We start from the raw sequence: 13980 nt of genomic DNA, 5'->3' as shown, positions 1-13980 counted from the left end.
TGAACTCCCCCTTTAATCCGCAAAACTCTTCCCATTCAAATAATAATCCGCCTCTAAAAAGGCTGAAAATGCGACTTCTACCTCCTGCACTCCAAGCGACTGAACATGATTCGAAACAATCCCGGCAAATTGATTTTGAACTGCCTTGCCCCTGTCAAACCATTTTACTTCTATAAATGGATATGCTGGAACTTCATTTTTATCAAACACAAAGGTTGAGTTCAAAACCTCCAATGTAAAGTTATCTTCTCCGCAGTCACAAAGCTCAGCCAAATCCTTCACCAGCTGTGTACTGATTTCCTTCGTCTGATCCACTGAAATTCCCCTTATAAACAAATGCGGCATCCTGTTTCCTCCAATTTAATTTACATAATATTTTTCCTGACAACTGGAATAAAAAAGTTATAATATTATAACTTAATAACATTCACTCTAACCAAATCTGCTTAAAGAATACCTGTCGATTGGTATGGATGTTTCTCCATCCACGATTAATTCTGTTATTAACGTTCCTATTAAGGGAGAAAGTGTAACTCCGCTATGGGTCGCTGCTACATACAGGTTTTCATGACCGGGTACTTTACCAAGAATCGGAAAGCCGTCCTCAGGCATGGCCCGGATTCCGGAAAAGGCGCGGACAATTTTGGCTTTTCTTAATCCAGGAACATAACGGACTGCCATATTGGCTGTTTCCTGAATCACATCAAGAGTTGTTGCCCGATTAAAGCCTGCTTCTTCCATTGAATACCCCATCAGAACTTCCCCATTGTTTGCCTGCCTTAATCCGCTGATTGTAAAATTTAAGAAAGGCTTCAATGGTTCAGACACCAGGATCTGCCCTCTTAATTGGTTGACTGGAATCTTAACTCCAAGCATGTCACCGATTTCTCTTGACCAGGTTCCGCCAGCAAGAATAAGGTTTTTACATTCAAACGCACCCTTATCTGATATAATTGAATATTTTCCATCCTGCTTTTTAATCTCTGTTACTTTATTATAAGTAGAATACTGGACGCCATTTCTTTTAGCTGCTCGCATGTACATATCAATCAAGCGAAATGGATTGACATTGCCATCAATGGAGCTGTAGGTAGCCCCTGCTACTTCCGGATTCATATAGGGCTCTTTTTCGAGAACTTCTTCTCTGGATAATACTTTAATTTTGATGCCGATTTTCCGGTAGGATTCCGCGAGCTTCTGTGCCTTTTCACGGTCACTTTCATTGAAAAAAGGCGATAGCCCTCCTGTCCGCTTGTATTCAACGTCCCCGATCTTTTTAGACAGATAAGGATAGAGTTCGGCACTGTACATATTAAATTCCGCATACCAGGAAGGTGTTTTATTATGTACCCATACCCAGGCCTGGGTGGATCCGGATGTTCCTGACATGGGGTATTTTTTATCAAGCACAAGCACGCCTTCTTTGTACCGCTCAGAAAGGTGGTAAGCAATTCCGCTGCCCACTACACCCCCTCCGATAACAATTGTTTCATAATTGGTTTCCAATTACCTCACCTTCCCTTCTTCCAATTCCACCTCATCAAGAACAGACTTGACGGTACTAAAGGATGTACTGTTCGTTGCCAGTGTTTCAAGCTTAATAGGGGATAACGGCATCCGCATTCTCGGCAGCGGAATCTCTGAAGGTGACAGCCCAGTCTGCTGGTGAATAATTTCTGCCACCATGCTGGTGCAGATTTTAGCCTGGCAAGGACCCATTCCGCATCGGGTAATCCTCTTCACATCATCAAAGGTCCTTCCACCATTGCTGATAACCTCTTCCACTTCTTCACAGCTGATTTCTTCACATCTGCAGATGATCGTCGTTTTATCCAACTTATTCACCTTCTTCTCTCTTTTCCTATCTAGGAGATAAATTGATCTTTCAGTACCGGGCTTGCGAAGTTCTCGAGATGCTTGACTCTTCCGCTATACACTTCTCTGTACTCCAATAATCCGAGTTCTTTCCAAAGTGCCTCTCTCATCTCATTGGCCTCTGCATGGCTGATTGCCTGCAGTTCTTCACTTACACTGATGCCGGCAATCATTCCTGTTAAAAGCAACGGACCCTGAGTGCTGATGCCAGCCGCATTCCCGGCTATAAATACATCCTCTCTGCCGGTTTGTAAACTATTATTATATTGCGGAACCCAGCCGCCCAGCTCTTCTAGAAACCCAAAGGAACAGCCCAGCTGGTAAAATACATCCAGTATAGGTGCCCTGCCTCCGTCAATGCAAACGAGGTCTACATTCAGGGTTATGACTTCATCCGGCAGCTCAATATCAATCTGTTCCACCTGCCCATTTCCTCTTGCTTCTTTTATAAAACTATTAAAATAAAATGGAATTCCATTCCTTGACAGTTCACTCACTTTTTCCTGCTCTTTTGCTAAAGCTTCACTTTGTTTTTCTATGATCGCCTTCACCCGAGTGCCCACAGCCATCAGCTGCATTGCCGTTTCCATGGCAAAATCACTTGAGCCCACAATAACAGCTTCACTCCCAGGCAACACAAAATCACGATTGATCATTGTCTGTGCAGCACCGATTGTCATAATCCCCGGCATGGTCCATTTTGGAAATGCCACAGCCTTTTCAGCCGCTCCGGAAGCCACAATAATCTTTTTTGCTTTTACCGGGAATACATTATCTTCATCGGTAATTCCGGCACTTCCATCTGCGTAAAATCCAACCACACGGTGATTAAGGAGCGGTCTTACATTACAACCCTTAATTTGCTCAATTAGTTTATTGGCCAATTCAAAGCCACGCATAGGTTCATATACAGATGGAAGCTGACGCATCACTTGAGTCTGCTGGTTTAGCTGCCCGCCAAGCTGGGAAGCTTCGTCAACAATGGTTACATCCAGTCCCCTTGATGCTGTCTCAATTGCTGCTGATAGACCTGCAGGACCGCCTCCAATGATCAGTACATCAGTCTTCATCAATCTCTCTCCTTATCTCGGGATCATCCATATTCGGGTATATTCGCATGCCATCTTCAACTTCTGTCATACAGCTCCGTACATGGTCCTCCCCATCAATGGTCATATAGCAGCTGCAGCATCTCCCCCGCGAACAGAATAATCCTCTGGATTGGACCAGCTTTCGGCTGACACCCAATTTCTTAATTCCATTTGCCATTAACGCGGCAGCGACAGATTGCTGCGTATAGGCCTGATATGGCTGGTCATTGAAATAAATGGTTACAGGCTTTTGAAGCTGCCTGCCCAGAACGGGATGTTTCTCAATGTGCATAAAGACCTCTCCTATCTAATTTTTCGAGGAAAACACTTTCCCAACACCTAGCACTCTTTCAATTATGAGCATTAATACGACAGTGAAAAGAATCATGATGCTTGATACGGATGTAATAATCGGATCATATTGATATTGCATGTATGTGTAGATCCGCACTGGCAGTGTCACAACGTCAGTGCTGACAATGAATAAGGCAACTGTTAAATCATCAAATGAAGTAATAAAGGCAAAAATGGCTCCGGCTATCACGCCTGATTTAATGATCGGCAGAGTGATTTGAAAGAAAACCTTCATCGGGCCTGCACCAAGGTTCAGGGCCGCTTGTTCGATAGAACGGTCAAAACCTACTAAACTGGCAACAACCAGGCGCATCACAAAAGGAACTGTTAAGATGATGTGACCCAAAATTAATGCAAGCGGGCTCGCAGCCAAACCAATCCATGAGTAAAACTGCAAGAGAGCCACACCAAACACAACCGATGGAATCAAGAGAGGCGAACCCACTAATTGAACAATCGCTGACTTCCCTTTAAATTGGCGCCGGACGACCGCAAGAGATGCCAATGTGCCAATGGCGGTGGAAATAATGGCGGTTCCGAACGCCACAATAATGCTCAGCGTAAAGGACTGCATAAATTCCGGATGTTCAATTAATTCTGTGTACCATCTGAGGGTCAGGCCTTCTGGCGGGAATACAATGTATTCGGTAGTCGTTAAGGAAGAAAGCAATACAACCACGATGGGAGCCAGCAGGAAAATATAAACCAGTATACAAACAAAATTAAAGAAATACTTGGGCAGCTTCCTGCTCATTGTATGGCCACTCCTTTCTCAGACCTGGCAAGGATTTTGCTGTATGCGATGATGGTAATGGTGGCAATCAGGATTAACAGGAAGCCAATTGCGCCTCCATACGGCCAGTTCAGCATCACAGCTACTTGTTCATACGTTAAATAGGACATAACCTTCACCTGCGGGCCGCCTAAAATGGCAGGTGTAACAAATGAGCTGACGCTTAAGCTGAACACCATAACCGATCCGGCAAAAACACCAGGCAAGGTTAACGGAAGCAAAATGGAAAAGAAAGTTCTGAAGGAGCTGGCCCCAAGATTCTGCGAGGCTCTGATGACAGAAGGGTCTATTTTTTCGAGTGAACCCATGATGCTCAGCACCATGTACGGAAATAATACATGAACCATCCCAATGACCACACTCAATTCGGTGTATAAGAGGGTTAAAGGCTGATCTATCCAGCCCAGCTTTAATAGTGTATTGTTGACTACACCATTGTTGGATAAAAGAATCACCCAGCCGTAGCAGCGGATAACCATGCTGATCAGAAGCGGGGAAAGCACCAGAAGGGTTAAATAATTTCTGGCTCTTCCTTTTGACCTGGAAATCTGAAAAGCTACCGGGTAAGAGATAATGATCGTAATCAATGTTGTTAAAAGAGCGATTTTCACCGTGCGCCAGACTACTCCAAGGTAAAAAGGATCTGACATGAACTTGATGTAGTTCTGGAGTGTCCACTCATTACCCACTCCGGTGCTCGCATCAAAATTTTTAAAGCTTGTAATAAATAAGAAAAACAATGGCAGCAAGAAGAAGAAAATGAAGATTCCCAGCGTCGGAAGCAAAAGCAGCCACGTATCAAGCCGTTTTTTATTCAAATTCTTTTTCTTTTGCTGAAGCAATAAGTCATGTTCCGTTCCGATTCCGGCTTGCATGTGATTCACCTCGCCATTCTGGAAGGCAACAGGTCTTCAGGGTTCCAATACGTGTAGACACTGTTTCCTTCTTTAATTTCGGTAGGATTTAATACGGTATTGGAAATATCTGCAATCAGATGCCGATCATGTACCTTCAAAATGTATCTTGTCTTGGCTCCGAGAAACATTTTACGTTCCACCCTGGTTTGAAAAGCCTCATTTCTTTCATTTGATCCGGCTAAAGCGATTTGGATTTTTTCCGGCCTGATGAAAAAGTGAACTTCGGAATTTTTTACAGATGGGACTGAAACAATCTGTTCATTCCCAAAAAAGTGCATTTTGCATTTCTTATTTTCATAGGTTTCCAGGACTTTCCCCTGGATGTGGTTGACTTCCCCTATGAACTGAGACACAAAGTCAGTCTTTGGATGGTTATAGATGGATGCCGGATCATCAACCTGTTCAATCCGGCCCTCATACATGACCGCAATACGGTCCGATATGGCCAATGCTTCCTCCTGGTCATGTGTGACAAATATCGTTGTGATCCCCACCTGCTTTTGGATATCAACAATTTCTTCACGCATTTCCTGGCGAAGCTTGGCATCAAGATTGCTCAATGGCTCATCCAGAAGAAGCACCTTCGGCTTAATGACCAGGGCCCTCGCCAATGAAACACGCTGCTGCTGCCCTCCGGAAAGTTCCTTTGGATAACGTTTTTCATAGCCAGCCAGGCGAACCATCTCCAATGCTTCAAACACCCTTTTGCTGATTTCACTTTTTGGCACTTTACGGAGCTTAAGCCCATAGGCGACATTATCAAAAACCGTCATGTGCGGAAACAAAGCATAGTTTTGGAACACCATGCCCATTTCTCTTTTATTGGGAGGAAGCAGGTGAACGGGTTTGCCGTCCACCTCAATCTTCCCGCCATCCACTTCCAAAAATCCGGCGATCATATTTAGTGTTGTCGTTTTTCCGCAGCCCGAAGGCCCCAAAAAGGAGACCAGTTCCCCTTTTTGGATGTCAAGGCTTAGCTTTTTAACGACTTCTGTTTTATTAAATGTCTTAACCACGTTTTCCAGGCTTAAGTAACTCATTCGTTTCCCCTCTCTTTTAATGGGCTACTTCGATTTCTTTATTGGCCCGTTCTGTCCACTCTGCCCGTTTTGCATTAACAGTTTCCCAGTCAACTTTGATCAATTTGGCAATCTCCTCTTCCCCATAAGCCACTTTATCGACGATGTCTCCTTCAAGCTTCACATTCTTATTAACCGGACCGTCAAACAAGGAGTTGGCAAATAGAAGCTGTGCTTCTTCATCCAGAACAAAATTGACAAATTCCTGAGCAAGATCCCCATTTGGAGCATCCTTCACCACACTGACCGTGGCCATCAAGGCTGGAGCCCCTTCTTCCGGAATGACATACTCAATCGGGAATCCGCTATCCTGAAGGGTAAACACCCGGCTGCTTCCCCATGCACTTGCAACTGTCTGCCCTTGCAGGAAGTAGTTGGATACGTCAGCCGTTTTATCAAAAGTGATCGCGTTTTTGGCAATTTCCTTCATTTTTTCAAAGCCTGGTTCAATGTTTTCTTCATCTCCGCCATTTGCAATCGCAGTCATGAGCAGAAAATGAACTCCATACGTATTGGCAATGGAAGGCAGTACGAGTTTTCCTTTATACTTCGGATCGGCCAAATCATTCCATGATGCAGGCGGTTCCCAGCCATTCTGTTCGAAGACATCCTTGTTATAAGCCAAGCCGGTTGAAATGATTCCAAATCCAACACCAACATTATCTTTGTCTTTTGCAATATCATAGACATCTGCCAGATTCGTAACAACACTTTCATCCAATGGTGCCAGCAATCCAAACGCCTTTGCCTGAGCTTGAGGTCCATCATCAAGGAAAGCTACATCAATTTGAGGATTATCCTTTTGTGCCTGAAGCTTGGATAAGGTATCAACAGAGCTTCCCGTAATATATTTCACCTTTACGCCATGCTCTTTCTCAAACTTAGGGATCAAGTCCTCCTTCATCTTTTGCTCATAGCTTCCTCCATATGCCGCTAAGACAAGTGTCTTTTCATCACTTTTTCCCGATCCTTCATCAGCAGAACTTCCTGTTTGGCCGCTGCATCCTGCAGCCGTGACAAGCAATAAACAAAGCAATACAATTAAATAAGCTTTCTTTTTCAACTCATTTTCCCCCTCGTTTATTTTTGCTTTCGTGAACTTAAGGAGCTGTTCTAAGATGAAGACTTGATAAAACCGATACCCCCTTTTTAATTTAGATCAATCTATAGAAAGAGATTGATTTCTATATAAAATATAAAGATATAATATTATAACTTTATATCTTTTATATTTATAAATTGTCCTATGGGCTTTCAGCAATTTTTTTTACAATTGAACCTCTGTATAATAAACCTCTTTATCACTGCGGATATAGAATTTGGAGAACTCAATGATGTCTTCCTGCTTTGTGTATGTAGTACGCTCCCACTCAAACACCGGAGTGCCCGGTTCCACATGAAGCAGCTTTGCCTGGTGACTGGGAAGAATATAAGGCCGGATAAATACCTTAGCCCGGTTTAGCGCTATATGGAATCTATTTTTTAAGATGTTAAAAATTAAGTCGTTATTGATCATCTCAGGTGTAAGCCCCTGACATTTATCCGCCGGAAGATAGGTATATTCCAGCGCGAGAGGATCATTGTTTTCCACTTTTAATCTCTCAATTTTAATCACCTCATCCTCAGGATCAATCCTTAACTTCTGCGCAATTTCAGAACCTGCTGTTTCATATTTAAAGCTCAGCATTTCATGCGGATGTTCCTGTTCCGAACCGGTGGAAAGCGAAATAATGGAATTGAGGTCCTGCTCTTTAGCAGCTCCGGATACAAAGGTTCCCTTGCCACGCTGTCTGAAGAGATAACCTTTATTCACAAGCTCAATCACAGCTCTTTTAACCGTAATGGTGCTGACATCGAATCGATCTGACAGCTCCTGCTCAGTCGGCAGCTGGCTCCCAACCTCCCATTGTCCGGATATGATTTTCTCTTCCAGAATCTGTTCTACTTGTCTATATAGGGGTATATGTAAACTCTTATCTATCTGCATCTATGTATCTCCCTTGAAAGAATATAATGTTATAACTTTATATTATTTTATAATTTAACTGTTTTTTGGATAGTTGTCAATATTTTTTGAAAATTTAATATTTAGAACGAGTATATAATTTACAGTATTGTTCAGTACACACAAGGATCTGATTTATCCCTAGTTTTAACTAATAGCCTAGTTTCAGCACTGTTGCTTTTGTTTAACGCCCCTTCTGATGACTGGCTTCGGGATTTGTCTTTATTCCATTTGATTAACTCCCATTTTGCTGGCTTGATTCGGCATTTCATCTTCATTCCCTTTGATTAACTCCCATTTTGCTGGCTGGCTCTGGCATTTCGTCTTTATTCCCTTTGATTAACTCCCGTTTTGACAGACTGGTCCGAGTTTTTCATATTTATTCCCTTTGATTAACTCCCGTTTTGACAGACTGGTCCGAGTTTTCGTATTTATTCCCTTTGATTAACTCCCATTTTGCTGGCTTGATTCGGCATTTCGTCTTTATTACCAGAGATCAATTCTCCTTACCCCTTATGAAGATGGAATTTATGTACTTAATGATTTTTGGGTCTCATGAACCCCCCATGGCGACCATTTCCTCTGCTCTCCAACCATTTTGGGTCTCATGAACCCTCCATGACGACCATTTCCTCTGCTCTCTAACCCTAACCATTTTGGGCCTCATGAGCCCTCCATGGCGATACAACAATAGGGCCAAATTGCTGAATAATACCTTTAAGAAAAATGGGTATCTATGTTAATATTTTGAAGAGCTTGTGAAGAAATATACTTAAAGTAACGGGGTGGAATAGTTTAAGTGAAACTCTTACCTTAGTGAGTGGCTGTTAGAACCTTCTATTAAATAAAACTACAAAAATACCTCATTATTTATATAGGAGTATAAGTATAGCATCTTAGTTATCACACCCAGATGCCTTATTATTACATTTCCTGATAGAAAGTATCAATTAGTTTGCCAACGAAATATCGCTGAATAGGCTAAGCAGTTCTATTCACCTCCTCAATAGCTATAACTTCTCTTGCTGCTTCTATGAAAGATAATATGATTGGTGAAAGCCATTTGTCTATATGCCATGCCATATGTGTATATACGTGCAAGTCCGGAATTTGCCATGGTAGAGCAACAAGTTCACCCCGTTCAACTTCGGCTTCCTCTGTTATTTCCGGAAGAAAGGCTATGCCGATTCTCGTAATTGCACATTGTTTAATGGCTTCGGCATTTTGAAACTCTAAATAAGTAATATCATCAATGCCCTTCTTCTCAAATGACCGGTCAAACATGGTTCGATAGGTACAACCTTTTTCATTGACCAGGAACACTTCTCCGTGAAAATCTTCCAGCTGTAGTACAGTTAGTTTCGCGAGAGGATGATCTGGAGCGACGAAAAAGCGGAAAGTTTCTTTTAGTAACGGTTCCACTGTAAGCCCCGTTGAGAGAATGGTTTCGTCCAGCATAAAGACGACATCCGCGGTTCCCTCAAAGAGCGTTTGCTTGAGTTCCTGATTTGGGACAGATCGGAAGATGAGACGAACTCCTGGATAGCGTGAACGAAATAGCTGGAAGACAGTTGGAAGACGATAGGCGCAAAGAACCTCGTTGGCACTTATCGTTAGGGTGCCACTTAGATTTTCATTGTCATGAACGGCACTGCGAGCTTCGTCCAATTTGTCTAGAATACTTTGGACATGAGTTAAAAAGCGCTTACCCGCCAAAATGACAGCCCTGATCTTCAACTCTTGCACCCATTAGTTAGATAAAATACTCAAATTCTACAAAAGGATTGAACTCACTTATTACAGTTTCCTATTTAATGTGAGCATTTTTTTGCTATAAATTGCTAATCATTTCCTTTATTTCATCACGTTTTTGAATGGTTGTATCGTTTTCGTTGGGGAAAACCGCTGTGGCACCACCGTCATTTTCAATATCAACTAGTAAATCGTCTAAAAAACTTGAAATTGGAATGTTGAACGCTTCGTATGACTCATCTAAATTGGCAGCCTTCATTTCAGCAAAGCTCCTGCTTGGCCAAACAGGTAGTAAAAATGCATATTCCCCATCATCTTCTAAGCATAATAGATCGCCATTTTCATCACGTAGTAACCACACCTGTTCATCCGTTGCAACCATACCATAAAAATATGCAAGCCGCTTTTCAGCTGGTCGGTTTAAAATAAATCGTTTAATTAATTTCATATTAGCCATTCCTTTACGATAATTATTTAAAAATATATCAAATTATATAGATAGTTACTACTTTTATTTCATTTCCGAGCATAGTTAGTTACATGATCTTCCTTTCTTACAATTCAAAATCCAGTCATGATAAATTAACCAAATACCTTATTCAACTAACCTCCCTCAATAAAAGAAACGTACACACCCGATTACTCCTGGTTTCTTAGATTTTCATAGCTATTTACCTACCGGTAAATGGATTTCAATTGGAGGATAGTCACTGAAAAGGATATATTTGGGCACACTGAGAAAAATGAGCTACAACCCACTAACCAATCTATTACAGAAATTGGTGGAGTAGTAAGAATATGACCGCACTGGTAGATGTCCACATATCTCATGGAGGTCAACCCTCCCATGCCTCACAGAGTCTTCGCTCTCAAATTCCTTCGTCCAACCTTTCCATGAGGTGGATGTCGGCCATGCTGCCCCACAGGGTCCATGCCCGTAATTTAGTTGCTTTGCCGACTAATCCGTGCTTCAAATGTCTCCAAAACTATAAGCCAAGAACTATTTCTAATCTAAACGAAACCAGAATTAAGTGGCCAGTTCTGCCTTCTTTGATCCTGCCAAGTGAGGGATATCTTTTAACATCTTTTCTTCACTAAATTCAAATTGCTTTTTACTTATACTAAAGAAAATACGAATCAATTTATTACACAAAGCGATAAGGGACTGCATCTTCTTTAGCGGGTTGTCTGGCCGTTGTGTAAAGTAAGCATGCAGGGCCTTAAAAGCTGAATTTTTGGCAACGAGAATCATGCAAACCCTAAACAACAGAGCCCTTAGCTTCTTCCGTCCTCTCTTGGAGATGGTGGTTTTTCCCTTATGCTTTCCAGATGTATTTTCCTTCAGACTCAAGCCAGCCAGCTTAATAATTTGTCGGGGGTGAGTGTACTCACGAGGGTCACCCACTTCCGCAAAGAAACCAGCGACTGTATCTCTTCCAACACCCTTGATCGCTAACATTTGGGCTACACCTGGAATTTCATCAATCAGGTAATCTATTTTTCCGTCCAATTCTTCGATTCCTTCTGAATCAAATCATATTTAGCCAGAAGAGTTTTCAGCTCCAGTTTTGCCATCTCAGAGCCTTGGCGAAGTCCGATGGACTGACTCGCTGCTTGCTTTAACTCCCGAATCTTATTAGCACCTACACTTCTTTTTACGGATTTTCTTAAATGGATAAGCAATTCATCTTCTGTGAAATTGGCTATTTCATGCGGTAGAGCATAAAGCCGTAAGAATTGTAATGCAGCCTTGCCCTCCCACTTCTTAAAGACCTTCAGAAATTCCGGAAAATACCGGTCAATCCAGTTATGCACCTGGCCCTGGACCGTTTGAAGGTCCTCCGTTAAAAGATCGCGTATTTTCTTTGCCACACGGAGTTCGGCATAAACACCTTGCGGTATGGTAGGTTCGGCGTATCTTCCGTCCTTGACCAGTTGGGCAATGACCTTGGCATCTTTTACATCATTTTTAGTTGGAGAATTATCATCAAGTTCCTTGCTTTTCTTTACGTGCAAGGGATTTACAGCTACAAACTTAATCTCGTTCTCTTTTAAAATATGAGCCAGGTTAAACCAATAATGACCTGTTGGCTCCATACCGACAATCACTTTCTCCATACTACGTGCTTTCTTCGTTTCCGAAATCCAATGAAGAAAATGCTCAAAACCTTCTTTTGTATTTTCAAAATAACAAGGGGTTCCAAACTCCATTCCCCTGAAATCCTGGGCACGTGCCACATGCTTGAATTTCGCGATATCCACCCCTATAATCAGGGTGTAAGGAGTAATTTGAGCAATCTTCTTATTCTGGTTATAATTCATTTTAAAGCCTCCTGGTATTTGAGTAATGTCCTTTTCGCTTGCCGGCTTCAGGACTCTCTCATTCTACCAAGAGGTTATTTTTTTGTTCAAACTCCATTTTCCTTCATTACAGGAATGCTGCCCCTATAGTTCAATATAAGCAACTATATTGAGTTAATAACCGAAGTCCATGCAGAAGAAGTTGGTTCAATAATTTTAAAGTGGTCTATATTTGGGAGAATAACTAGCTTTACATTTTCTCCGTTTTCTACAGCATATTCGTAATAATCCTTACTTAAATATACCGGAACGTGACGATCTAATTCCCCATGTATTAATACTTGTTCAACATTTATTGGCAACAATAATTCAGCTGGAGAAGACAACTTATAACGTTTAGGAACCTCTTTAGGGGATCCCTCTAATAGTGCAGCTGTGTGACTCTTCATTTTCTTTTGTTCATGTATATTCCACATCTTTACTAAGTCTGTAACTCCTGCTAAGCTAATCACTTTTTGAATATAAACACGTAGTTGATTAAAGGAACTATCATTTGTAGTAGATTTTAATCTTGAAGCTAACCAAAGTGCTAAATGTCCACCAGCAGAATGACCAATAACAATAACTCTTGAAAGATCTATTGGATGTGACTCATCAATTTTTAATAGATGATTTACAGCATTAATAACGTCATTAAACGTTCCAGTCCATCCTCCCCCCTCTTCTCCCACACGTCGATATTCGATATTCCACGTTGCATAGCCTTTTTGGGTTAAATCATCAGCAATTGGATTATTCTCATCTAAGTTATATTTTGCCTGCCAAAATCCTCCGTGAATTAACACTATTACTGGACATGAGTGTGAAGTCTCAGGCATTCGCAATACACCAAATTGAGATTCATGTTCTCCATAATAGACCTTACTTTTATTCACCATTTACTACTCCCCTTGTAGCATATTTTAATTACAGTTTACTTCGATAAAAATAGCCACACTTCCTTTAAAGAAGAGTAGCTATTAGCGTATCGCTTATTTAACTAACCTGCCCCTTTTGTAGAATAAAAAGGACAGTTGTAAAGGCAGCCGTTCTTTAAGCAGTGCACATTAGTTGAAGATAAACTCTTACTGTCTTAAGAGAACAACGACACTGTTTTTAGCTGAAAATTTATTTACTTATGGACCTTAACATACACACTTCCAAATAGTTTATCTCCAATATAAGCATCTAATTTCCACATTCCACTCTTTGGTAATGACATATTAGATGGGGCGTGTCGATCTGCTCCGTTATTTTCACCACCTAGTCCGCCTTCTATCACAGTTATTTGCTCTTCATCATTCTCGTGTAAAGCAACTACTTTAAGTTTTCCATTAAACTCATAGTCTTCTCCCCAAAAATGCCACATATACTTTTGAGTTTTATTTGGATAAAATCTAACAACCTCACTATCATCATAAATGAAACCTAAACGCCCTTTTTCACCAATCATAGTGTAATTACTAGATTTGAATAAAGGACTTTGATTCCATTTTTGTACTGAATTTTTATTTTCCACATTTGTATTTATGGTTTCCTTATTCTTATTTGTACACCCAACAGTAGTTAAGATAACAATAATCGAAATAATTGCAACAAAACTTTTTCTAAACATAAACACCACTCCACTCTTTTTATGAATATATTCTCAGCTAGCTTCAAATATCCTTTATTAAACTCCCTCAGTTTAATACGGTTTACTCACGAATGCTCGCTTATTCGCAGGATTTCATCCCCCATGGATATATATTTCTAAATTGAAAAGAGTAGATTC

14 protein-coding genes and 1 pseudogene are annotated in these 13980 nt (G+C 41.2%); all 15 read right to left on the bottom strand.

Translation table 11 applies throughout. The features are described 5' to 3' along the window. Window positions 1–12: 12 nt before the first annotated feature. Entirely contained in the window at window positions 13–345 is a 333-nt protein-coding gene (locus JI665_RS10810; RefSeq protein WP_206839344.1) for a DUF1904 family protein, read from the bottom strand. Between the two features lie 87 nt (window positions 346–432). Further along, window positions 433–1506 carry an NAD(P)/FAD-dependent oxidoreductase gene (locus JI665_RS10805; RefSeq protein WP_206839343.1) on the bottom strand — a complete coding sequence of 358 codons (1074 nt, stop codon included), beginning with the start codon at window positions 1504–1506 and terminating at the stop codon, window positions 433–435. Continuing rightward, window positions 1507–1845, bottom strand: a complete 339-nt coding sequence (locus JI665_RS10800; RefSeq protein ID WP_235192236.1) for a (2Fe-2S)-binding protein — start codon at window positions 1843–1845, stop codon at window positions 1507–1509. Between the two features lie 20 nt (window positions 1846–1865). Then, a complete protein-coding gene (locus tag JI665_RS10795; RefSeq protein WP_206839342.1) occupies window positions 1866–2945 on the bottom strand; it encodes an NAD(P)/FAD-dependent oxidoreductase in 1080 nt (359 codons plus the stop codon). After that, window positions 2935–3258 carry a (2Fe-2S)-binding protein gene (locus JI665_RS10790; RefSeq protein ID WP_206839341.1) on the bottom strand — a complete coding sequence of 108 codons (324 nt, stop codon included), beginning with the start codon at window positions 3256–3258 and terminating at the stop codon, window positions 2935–2937. Before JI665_RS10790 ends, JI665_RS10795 begins: the two co-directional genes overlap by 11 nt. Before the next feature lie 15 nt (window positions 3259–3273). Next, window positions 3274–4074 carry an ABC transporter permease gene (locus JI665_RS10785; protein WP_206839340.1) on the bottom strand — a complete coding sequence of 267 codons (801 nt, stop codon included), beginning with the start codon at window positions 4072–4074 and terminating at the stop codon, window positions 3274–3276. Beyond that, complete coding sequence (locus tag JI665_RS10780) at window positions 4071–4988, bottom strand: ABC transporter permease (RefSeq protein WP_206839339.1); 918 nt, start codon at window positions 4986–4988, stop codon at window positions 4071–4073. The genes JI665_RS10785 and JI665_RS10780 overlap by 4 nt, the downstream gene beginning before the upstream one ends. A 5-nt stretch (window positions 4989–4993) precedes the next feature. Continuing rightward, window positions 4994–6070 carry an ABC transporter ATP-binding protein gene (locus JI665_RS10775; RefSeq protein WP_206839337.1) on the bottom strand — a complete coding sequence of 359 codons (1077 nt, stop codon included), beginning with the start codon at window positions 6068–6070 and terminating at the stop codon, window positions 4994–4996. Window positions 6071–6086: 16 nt separating this feature from the next. After that, complete coding sequence (locus tag JI665_RS10770; protein ID WP_206839336.1) at window positions 6087–7172, bottom strand: ABC transporter substrate-binding protein; 1086 nt, start codon at window positions 7170–7172, stop codon at window positions 6087–6089. A gap of 204 nt (window positions 7173–7376) precedes the next feature. Then, a complete protein-coding gene (locus tag JI665_RS10765; protein WP_206839335.1) occupies window positions 7377–8096 on the bottom strand; it encodes a GntR family transcriptional regulator in 720 nt (239 codons plus the stop codon). Between the two features lie 999 nt (window positions 8097–9095). Continuing rightward, window positions 9096–9860, bottom strand: a complete 765-nt coding sequence (locus JI665_RS10760) for a LysR substrate-binding domain-containing protein (RefSeq protein ID WP_370223192.1) — start codon at window positions 9858–9860, stop codon at window positions 9096–9098. Window positions 9861–9945: 85 nt separating this feature from the next. Beyond that, window positions 9946–10314, bottom strand: coding sequence for a DUF2750 domain-containing protein (locus tag JI665_RS10755; RefSeq protein WP_206839333.1), 369 nt, complete (start codon window positions 10312–10314; stop codon window positions 9946–9948). Between the two features lie 579 nt (window positions 10315–10893). Further along, window positions 10894–12188 (bottom strand): annotated as a pseudogene (locus JI665_RS10750) (IS110 family transposase). A 143-nt stretch (window positions 12189–12331) separates the two neighbouring features. Then, on the bottom strand, window positions 12332–13105 hold the full coding sequence (locus JI665_RS10745) for an alpha/beta hydrolase family protein (protein WP_206839332.1): 774 nt from the start codon (window positions 13103–13105) through the stop codon (window positions 12332–12334). A 233-nt stretch (window positions 13106–13338) separates the two neighbouring features. Further along, complete coding sequence (locus tag JI665_RS10740) at window positions 13339–13821, bottom strand: hypothetical protein (RefSeq protein WP_206839331.1); 483 nt, start codon at window positions 13819–13821, stop codon at window positions 13339–13341. Between the last annotated feature and the right edge of the window lie 159 nt (window positions 13822–13980).

Origin of the sequence: Bacillus sp. NTK034 (assembly GCF_017303275.1) — a bacterium.
GTDB lineage: Bacteria > Bacillota > Bacilli > Bacillales > Cytobacillaceae > Cytobacillus.
This window is presented reverse-complemented; position numbering and strand designations above follow the sequence as displayed.

Excerpts from the sequence above, each read along its gene's own strand:
- JI665_RS10775 (WP_206839337.1), bottom strand. The coding sequence starts at position 6,070 with ATGAGTTACTTAAGCCTGGAAAACGTGGTTAAGACATTTAATAAAACA.
- JI665_RS10755 (WP_206839333.1), bottom strand. The coding sequence starts at position 10,314 with ATGAAATTAATTAAACGATTTATTTTAAACCGACCAGCTGAAAAGCGG.
- JI665_RS10780 (WP_206839339.1), bottom strand. The coding sequence starts at position 4,988 with ATGCAAGCCGGAATCGGAACGGAACATGACTTATTGCTTCAGCAAAAG.
- JI665_RS10785 (WP_206839340.1), bottom strand. The coding sequence starts at position 4,074 with ATGAGCAGGAAGCTGCCCAAGTATTTCTTTAATTTTGTTTGTATACTG.
- JI665_RS10795 (WP_206839342.1), bottom strand. The coding sequence starts at position 2,945 with ATGAAGACTGATGTACTGATCATTGGAGGCGGTCCTGCAGGTCTATCA.
- JI665_RS10790 (WP_206839341.1), bottom strand. The coding sequence starts at position 3,258 with ATGCACATTGAGAAACATCCCGTTCTGGGCAGGCAGCTTCAAAAGCCT.
- JI665_RS10745 (WP_206839332.1), bottom strand. The coding sequence starts at position 13,105 with ATGGTGAATAAAAGTAAGGTCTATTATGGAGAACATGAATCTCAATTT.
- JI665_RS10740 (WP_206839331.1), bottom strand. The coding sequence starts at position 13,821 with ATGTTTAGAAAAAGTTTTGTTGCAATTATTTCGATTATTGTTATCTTA.
- JI665_RS10765 (WP_206839335.1), bottom strand. The coding sequence starts at position 8,096 with ATGCAGATAGATAAGAGTTTACATATACCCCTATATAGACAAGTAGAA.
- JI665_RS10810 (WP_206839344.1), bottom strand. The coding sequence starts at position 345 with ATGCCGCATTTGTTTATAAGGGGAATTTCAGTGGATCAGACGAAGGAA.